The 7,746-nt window shown below is 63.8% G+C and carries 7 protein-coding genes; 3 read left to right on the plus strand and 4 right to left on the minus strand.

The window, feature by feature from the left end:
* Window positions 1-2: 2 nt before the first annotated feature.
* The 4 genes from RRB22_14445 to RRB22_14460 all read right to left on the minus strand — a co-directional run bounded on the left by RRB22_14445 (window position 3) and on the right by RRB22_14460 (window position 4,393).
* Window positions 3-2,153 (minus strand): FAD-dependent oxidoreductase, encoded by a 2,151-nt coding sequence (locus tag RRB22_14445; protein MDT8385605.1) that lies wholly within the window; start codon window positions 2,151-2,153, stop codon window positions 3-5.
* A gap of 19 nt (window positions 2,154-2,172) precedes the next feature.
* Window positions 2,173-3,135 (minus strand): arsenosugar biosynthesis radical SAM protein ArsS, encoded by a 963-nt coding sequence (gene arsS / locus RRB22_14450; GenBank protein MDT8385606.1) that lies wholly within the window; start codon window positions 3,133-3,135, stop codon window positions 2,173-2,175.
* Window positions 3,136-3,212: 77 nt separating this feature from the next.
* Window positions 3,213-4,139 (minus strand): DUF3179 domain-containing protein, encoded by a 927-nt coding sequence (locus RRB22_14455; protein ID MDT8385607.1) that lies wholly within the window; start codon window positions 4,137-4,139, stop codon window positions 3,213-3,215.
* Window positions 4,140-4,174: 35 nt separating this feature from the next.
* Entirely contained in the window at window positions 4,175-4,393 is a 219-nt protein-coding gene (locus tag RRB22_14460) for a zf-HC2 domain-containing protein (protein ID MDT8385608.1), read from the minus strand.
* A 172-nt stretch (window positions 4,394-4,565) separates the two neighbouring features.
* On the opposite strand from RRB22_14460, the gene tal reads away from it, so the two are divergent.
* The 3 genes from tal to zwf all read left to right on the plus strand — a co-directional run.
* Window positions 4,566-5,684 (plus strand): transaldolase, encoded by a 1,119-nt coding sequence (tal, locus tag RRB22_14465; protein ID MDT8385609.1) that lies wholly within the window; start codon window positions 4,566-4,568, stop codon window positions 5,682-5,684.
* Between the two features lie 9 nt (window positions 5,685-5,693).
* The gene (gene gnd / locus RRB22_14470) at window positions 5,694-6,671 is read left to right on the plus strand and encodes a decarboxylating 6-phosphogluconate dehydrogenase (protein ID MDT8385610.1); all 978 of its coding nucleotides are present in this window, start codon (window positions 5,694-5,696) and stop codon (window positions 6,669-6,671) included.
* A gap of 9 nt (window positions 6,672-6,680) precedes the next feature.
* A partial coding sequence (gene zwf / locus RRB22_14475) for a glucose-6-phosphate dehydrogenase (GenBank protein MDT8385611.1) occupies window positions 6,681-7,746 on the plus strand: 1,066 nt, incomplete at its 3' end.

The raw sequence follows: 7,746 nt of genomic DNA on the forward strand, positions 1-7,746 counted from the left end.
ATCTAACCCCGCTTCCAGGCGTGATAGCGTTCAAGCCACGCCAGCACCCGTTGCGGCGCATGGGCGCGCTTCCATTCACCGGCGGCGTATTTGTTGGCCTCGGCCAGTGTCGGGTAGATGTGGATGGTGCCGAGAATTTTGTTGAGGCCGAGGCCGTGTCTCATGGCCAGCACGAATTCCGCCAGTAGGTCGCCCGCGTGTTCGCCGACGATGGTGACGCCGAGGATTTTGTCTTTGCCTGGCACGGTGAGGACCTTCACAAATCCGTGGGCCGAACCGTCGGCGATGGCGCGATCAAGGTCGTCGATGCCGTAGCGCGTCACTTCGTAGGCCACGCCTTTCTGTTTTGCCTCCTGTTCGTTGAGGCCGACGCGGGCCACCTCGGGATCAATAAATGTAGACCAGGGGATGACGGAGTAGTCCGCCTTGAAGCGTTTCAGATCACCGAACAGCCCGTTGACCGCGGCGTACCACGCCTGGTGGGCGGCGGTGTGGGTGAACTGATAGGGCCCGGCCACGTCCCCGGCGGCGAGGATGTTGGGATATAAGGTCTCCAGGTATTCATTGGTGACCACGGTACATTCGGTTTCGATACCCAGCTCTTCAAGACCATATCCTTGCAGGCGTGCTACACGGCCGACGGCGCAGAGCAGGGCGTCGAACTCGATGCGTTGTTCCATATCGCCTTGTTTGACGATGATGAACTTGCGCTCGCGTTCTCTTTCACAACGTACAGCCGCGTGGCCGGTCAGCACTTTAACGCCGCTCTTTTCAAGCGCTTCTTTCGCCAGCACCGAAACCTCTGCATCCTCGTTGGGCATGATGCGCGGGCCGCGCTGGATCTGGGTAACCTGCGAGCCGAGGCGGGCGAAGCTTTGGGCCAACTCGCAGCCGATGGGGCCACCGCCTAGCACCACGAGGCGTTTGGGCGCTTGATCCAGCTTGGCGAATTCCTCCCACAGGGTATCGCTGGTGAGGTAGCCGGTCTCTTCGATACCGGGCAGCGGTGGTACAAACGGGCGCGCCCCGGCGGCGATGACGATGCCGCGGGTAGTGAGCCGTTGCATGCCGCCGCCGTTGAGTTTGATCTCGACGGTCCAGGGATCGATTACCCGCGCGTAGCCTTGCAGAACCTCTACTCCCAGTTGGGTGTAGCGCTCCACGCTGTCGTGGGGTTCCACCGCGCGAATCACCTCGTGCACGCGCGCCATCACTTTGCGGAAACTGAATTTCGGTTCGCCACTCTCCAGGCCGTAGTGTTCGGCGTCACGCATCTGCTGCGCCAGCTTGGCGCTTTTGATCAGCGCCTTGCTCGGCACGCAGCCGTAGTTCAGGCAATCGCCGCCCATCTTGTGTGCTTCCACCAAGGTCACCTTGGCCTTCACGGCGGCGGCGATGTAGGCGCTGACCAGTCCCGCCGCGCCGGCGCCGATGACGACCAAGTTGCGATCAAATTTCCTCGGGCGCCGCCAACGCGCATAAACCCGGCGGCGTTGAATGCGGCGCACCACACTTTTCGCGATCAGCGGGAATATCCCCAGCATGGCAAACGACAGCAGCAGTCCCGGCGAGAGAATGCCGGCGGCACTATCCAGTTGCGCGAGCTGTGTCCCCGCATTCACATAGACCAGGGTGCCCGCCAGCATCCCCACCTGACTGACCCCGTAAAAGGTGGCAGTGCGCAACGGTGTCAGCCCCATCACCAGATTGATCAGGAAGAAGGGGAACAGCGGCACCAGACGCAGGGTGAAAAGATAGAAAGCGCCGTCTTTGGCGATGCCGTCGTTGATGGCCTTGAGCTTGTCGCCAAAACGTTGTTGCACCGCGTCGCGCAGCAAAAAGCGGGAAACCAGAAACGCGAGAGTAGCGCCGATGGAGGAGGCGAACGACACCAGCACGGTGCCGGTGACCAGCCCGAAGAACGCGCCCGCCGCCAGGGTCATGATTGCCGCGCCGGGCAAAGACAGCGCGGTGACAATGACATAGACGGCAAAGAAAACACCCGCCACCAACCAGGGGGATTCGGCATACAGGGCATCGAAGCGCGCCTGACTCTGTTTCAATGCCTCGAAGGTGAGCCACTGATCGAGATCGAAGGCGAAGAAGGCGACTATGATCGCCGCCAGTATGAATACCAGTACCGTTCTTTTCATTGATGTTCCTTAATTAGATTTACAACGCGCCGCCACAACTGCTGCCTTGCCCGGCGGTGCAGCCGTAGCAGTGGTCGGCTACCTGGATCGGGTGACCAGCCGGATCGGCGTGCAACAGATCGCGCAGGTGCGGCCGGTTCCGATGTGTTAATTCGGACATGGACAAGCCAAGCTGTTGGTTGAAGTCACAGTCGTAGAGATAGCCGCGCCAATCGACGCTCACCAGACTGCGGCACATCACCTCGCCAAGATTGGCCGCCGCATAGTTCTCCTTCAGCAGGCGCATGTAGTCGTTGAACTGCCCTTTAGAGATCAGCATGGAGCCGAAACGCTGGATCGGCATATTGGCCAGGACGAAGAGGCGGTTGAACACGATGCCGAAGTGCTCGTGTAGTTCGCGTTTGTAGGCCGCCTCCAGGTTGTGCTGGTCCGGCGGCAGCGATGGGCCTTGCGGGTTGTAGACCAGGTTGAGTGTCAGGCCGGAGCCTTCATGTCCGTAGCCCAGTTGGTTGAGTTGTTGCAGCGCGGCGATGCTTTTGTCGAACACCCCCTTGCCGCGTTGCCGGTCCACATTGTCTACAGAATAGCAGGGCAGTGAGGCGACCACTTCCACCTGGTGCCGCGCCAGAAACGCCGCCAGATTATCCTGCCCCGGCTCGAAGAGGACCGTGAGGTTGCAGCGGTCGATCACCCGCACGCCCATCGCCGTCACTTCACGCACCAGTGTGCGGAACCCCTCGTGCAGTTCCGGCGCGCCGCCGGTGAGATCAAGTTTGTTGATCCCGCGCGCCCTCAATACCTCGGGAATGAGTTCGAGCGTTTCATAATCCATCATCTCCTTGCGGTTGGGCCCGGCGTTGACATGGCAGTGCAGGCAACTTTGGTTGCAACGGTAGCCCAGGTTGACTTGCAGGGTTTCCAGGGTGCCGCGGCCCAGGGCCGGGAATTCGGTCTGTTGCAGTAAAGGTAGGGTCGCGCGCATGGTGGCACCTCGAACATCTGAATACGTTACACATAAATACGTACTCAGTAGTCGCGTTGGCGGGCGTTACCTTACAGTCACTCAGCGATAAATACTTCCGAGTCAGGATGAAACGCCATCCAGGCGAACCAGAAGCCGGTGATGCCGGGGATCATCTTGTTATCCGCGTCAAAGGCTTGCGCCGAGCGGTGTGTCTTGTCGAAGCGAATAATGACCTTTGTGCCGTTGATCTCGTCGATGACCTCGCCGGTGGTGCGCGCTAACTCGCCGAAGGGATAGGCCTTGAAGCGGCCGCCGATCTCGATGCCGATGACCTGTTCCTTGGGATGATAGCGCGGGTCGATACGGGTGACGGGAAAGTACAGGCCCCCGGAGGTTTCGTAGCCTGCATAGGGCGAGCGGTTGTAATCGCGGCGATGGCCGGTGTCGGTGCTCAGCACGAGGGTGCCGGGATAACGCTCGCGCCAGTCGCGCCATGTGGTGTGTTCAAGGGGCAATAGTTGCAGCCGCTCGCCGTGCAGCGTGCCGGACACCGCCTTGGCGAGAATCTGCGACCAGAGGGATTCGGTTTCGCGATCGTAGAGCAGCAGGTCGCTGTTGTAGAGCAACCCGGAGACGCCGAAGGTTTTGGCCTTGCCCTGCCCAGGTCGGAAAGCCGTGCCGGTACCGCACAGGGGGCAGAAACTGATCACCACCGCCTCGCCGTCGAAACGGTCGTTGACGATCTCGTGCCAGTTGAGGATGCGGATAGGGTAGGCCCTGGCGATGCCGCTGAGAACCAGCCCGAGGACGCGGTCATCGTCTTTCAAAAAACCGGCCTCGCGCGCCGCGACGAACCTCGGCCGGTCGATGGCCGGGATGCCGTCGCGCAGCGGGCCGCCGCTGAGTATTTCCTCCACTGGCACCGAGGCGTTGGACAAGTCGAAACCGTTTAGGGTTTGCCCCGATGCTGCCTGCACCGGCAGCAGCGCGAGGGCGAAAAGGGTTGTGATCAGAGGATTCATGGTATCCGTCCCTGGCTGGCCGGCGACATTGCTAATTACATTGACTCCCGACCGCGCCGTTTGTCACAACCTGCCCGCCCGGCATCCTGCCCAAACCGGCGGGCGGCGGTCCTGAAAAACTGGAGCTGCCGCGAGTGGCGGCGACACTTGGCGCAACACAGCAGGTGCAGGCGCAACATCAGGCGCCGGCTCGGGGCGAGCCGTCCGTCCAGGGAAAGAGAAAGCATCGTGGCGGCCTGTTTGCAAGTCATCATAATTGTTGAACTCCAAAGGGCATGGGGCATCAGCATTGTGATGAAAGCTGATGGAAAATTGGTCGGTGCCGCGCGCCAAATCTTACGCGCCACACAGTGACAGTGTAAGAAAAGCGTCCCTCAGGCGACTCATTCCATATTCCATATTCGCTCATGCCGCGAGGAGACTGCCATGAACCCACTGAAACAACTGCCGCAACACGGCCTGTCCGTCTGGCTGGATTACATCGACCGTCATCTGCTGGCTGGCGGCGGCCTCGCCCGGTTGATTAGCGAGGACGATGTGCGCGGCGTGACCTCCAACCCGGCCATCTTCGAAAAGGCCATCGGCGGCGATCCCGACTACCGCGACGACCTCGACGCCCTGCGCCGCCAGGACCTGGCGTCCAACGAGATGCTGGAACGCCTGGTGCTGCCCGATATTTGCGCCGCGGCGGATGCGTTGCAGGGCGTTTATGCGGCGACGGACCGGCGCGACGGTTATGTCTCCCTGGAAGTGCCGCCTGCTCTGGCCCACGACACCGAGGCCACCGTGGCCGAAGGGCGCCGTTTGTGGCAGGCCGTGGCCCGCGACAACCTGATGATCAAGGTTCCCGCCACCGAGGCCGGCCTGCCCGCCATCACCCAACTCATCGCCGACGGCATCAACGTCAACGTCACCCTGCTGTTTTCCCGGGACATGCACACGCGGGTGATGGACGCCTATCTGGATGGGTTGGAACGGCGCGCGGCCGCCGGTCTGCCGCTGGACGGCATCACCGGCGTGGCCAGTTTTTTCGTCAGCCGTATCGACACCGAAGTGGACGAGCGCCTCGGGCAGCGCCTGCAGTTCGCGCAAGCGCCGGACGAACGCGAGTTCATCCGCTCGCTCATGGGCAAGGCGGCCATCGCCAACGCCCGGCTGGCCTATCGCCAATGGAAGACGCAGTTCGCGTCGCCGCGCTGGCAGGCGCTGTCCCAACGGGGCGCGCAATCCCAGCGCCTGCTGTGGGCGAGCACCGGCGTGAAAAACCCCGCTTACCGCGATGTGCTGTATATCGAGGAACTCATCGGAGCGGACACGGTGAACACGGTGCCGCCGGCCACTCTGGACGCCTTCCGCGACCACGGCCGCGTGCGCCCGAGTCTGGAAGAGGGCGCCGACGAGGCGGAGGCCGTCCTTGAAGCGCTGGTCAACCTGGGGATCTCCCTGGATGAGGTCACGGCCCGTTTGCTGGATGACGGGGTAAGCCTGTTCGCGCAGGCCCATGACAAATTGTTGGGCCGCCTGGCGCGCCTGGAAAAAAACTGAGGAGACGACATGCAGATAGCCATCGTGGGACTGGGGCGCATGGGCGCCAACATGGCGCGCCGCCTGCTGCGCGGCGGGCACGAGTGCGTGGTCTACAATCGTAATCCGGAGGCCGTGGCGCCACTGGTGCGCGAGGGCGCTACCGGCGCGGCGAGCCTGGCGGAGCTGGCGGAAAAACTGACGCGGCCCCGCGCCGTCTGGCTCATGGTGCCGGCGGGTGAGGCCACGGAAAGCGTGGTGACGGAACTGGCCGCGCACTTCGATTCCGGTGACGTGATCATCGACGGCGGCAACAGTTATTTCAAAGACGACGTGCGGCGCGCGGCCATGCTCGCCGAACACGGCATCCACTATCTCGACGTGGGCACCAGCGGCGGGGTGTGGGGGCTGGAGCGGGGCTATTGTTTGATGGTGGGCGGCGACCGGGCGGCGTATGAACGGCTCGAACCGGTGTTCCGCACCCTGGCGCCGGGCGAATCGGACATTGCGCCCTCGCCGGGCCGCACCCGCCACGGCAGCGCCGAACAGGGCTGGCTCCATTGCGGTCCGGCGGGCGCGGGCCACTTCGTCAAGATGGTGCACAACGGCATCGAATACGGCCTAATGCAGGCCTACGCCGAAGGCTTCGACATTATGCGCAACGCCAACGCGGAAACCCTGCCGCAGGACGAGCGCTACGATCTCGACCTGGCCGATATCGCCGAACTGTGGCGGCGCGGCAGCGTGGTGACCTCCTGGCTGCTGGACCTCTCCGCCGACGCCCTGGCGCGCGACCCCGGGCTGTCCGGCTTCAGCGGCTTCGTACAGGACTCGGGCGAGGGGCGCTGGACGGTGCAGGCCGCCATCGACGAGGCGGTGCCCGCCGAGGTGCTCACCGCCGCGCTCTTCGCCCGGTTCCGATCGCGCCGGGATCACACCTTTGCCGAGAAGCTGCTCTCCGCCATGCGCCAGGGTTTCGGCGGACATGCCGAACCCGGAACGAAATAGGAGCCGACCATGCCCTCGGAAATCGACGTCACCACCCGCATCGAGCTGCCCGCCGCCCATCTGCCCATAGCCGATCCCTGCGTGCTGGTGATCTTCGGCGCCACCGGCGACCTGACCCGGCGCAAGCTGCTGCCCGCTCTGTTCCATCTCGGCTGCGAAGGCTGCATGGCGCCGTCCTTTCATATCGTCGGCGTGGGGCGGCAGGCCATGAGCGACGACGCCTTCCGCGAGCACCTGCGCGAGGGCGTGGCCGGCTCCAGCGAAATCGCGCGCTTCGACGCGGACGAATGGGCCATGTTCGCGCCGCGCATCCAGTATTTCTCCGGCGACTTCGCCGACCCGGACACCCATCGCCGCCTGGCGGCGTTCCTGGATGGACTGCCCGTGGCCAATCGCCTGTTCTACCTGGCCACAGCCCCCGGCGCGGCGGCGGACATCATCCGCGGCCTGGCGGGCGCCGGGTTGAACCAGGAGCAAAAGGGCTATGCCCGCATCGTCATGGAAAAGCCCTTCGGCCGGGATCTCGCCTCGGCGCGGGCGCTCAACGCCACCGTGGCGGAGGTCTTCGCGGAGCGGCAGGTCTACCGCATCGACCACTACCTGGGCAAGGAGACGGTGCAGAACATCCTGTTCTTCCGCTTCGGCAACGCCCTGTTCGAACCCCTGTGGAACCGCAATCACGTGGACTACGTGGAGATCACCGCCGCCGAGCCCCTGGGCGTCGGCCATCGCGCCGGTTATTACAACGACTCCGGCGCGTTGCGGGACATGGTGGCCAACCACCTGATGCAACTGCTGGCGCATACCGCCATGGAGGCGCCGGTGGCCTTTGACGCCGACGCGGTGCGCGACAAGAAGATCGAGGTGTGGCGCAGCATGCGCCCCATGACCCCGGAGGAGGTGGCCCGCCGCACCGTGCGCGCCCAATACGCGGCGGGGACCATCGACGGCGAACCCGTGCCCGGCTGGCGGGAGGAACCCGGCGTGCCGGCGGACTCGCGCACCGAGACCTACACCGCCCTGGACCTGCGCATCGACAACTGGCGCTGGGCCGGGGTGCCGTTCTACCTGCGCA

It is taken from the genome of Gammaproteobacteria bacterium, assembly GCA_032250735.1.
Lineage (GTDB): Bacteria > Pseudomonadota > Gammaproteobacteria > SZUA-152 > SZUA-152 > SZUA-152.